A 490-nucleotide genomic window follows, 5' to 3' on the forward strand; every position below is an offset into this window, starting at 1 on the left:
GCATGCGCCGTACGCGGGTCCGCCCAGCCACAGCGTGCCGCGCGATTACATCGTGCGTCGCTTCGACGAGTATGCCGATCACTTCGACAGCAACCTGGTCAGCCACCTGGACTATCGCGGACCGGAAGTGCTGGGCATGCTGCTCAACGCCTTCCTGTCGGAGATAACGCCAAGTATGGTGCTGGACGCCGGCTGCGGCACCGGGCTGTGTGCGCCGGTCCTCGCGCCGCACGCGCTGGCTCTGGAAGGCGTGGACCTCTCCCCCAACATGTTGCGTCATGCCGCGCAACACCCGCAGTACACGGCGCTGGAACAGGCGGACGTGGTGGAATGGATGGCAGCCCATCCGGCACGCTATGGCCTGATCGCCGCCTGTGACGTGCTGATCTACTGCGGGGAGCTGGCGTCCTTCTTCGCAGCGGCGCGACGCTCCCTGCAGACGCAGGGCCATCTGATCTTCACGGTGGAACTGGCTGGGGAAGAACACGCC

The 490-nt window shown here is 65.9% G+C and carries 1 protein-coding gene; it reads left to right on the forward strand.

The features are described 5' to 3' along the window. Nucleotides 1-490: class I SAM-dependent DNA methyltransferase (locus tag B3873_RS14920; protein WP_286867015.1), on the forward strand; the 490-nt coding region annotated here is incomplete at both ends.

This window comes from Herbaspirillum sp. UBA812 (assembly GCF_002296545.1).
In the GTDB taxonomy this organism is placed as follows: Bacteria; Pseudomonadota; Gammaproteobacteria; order Burkholderiales; family Burkholderiaceae_D; genus Herbaspirillum; species Herbaspirillum huttiense.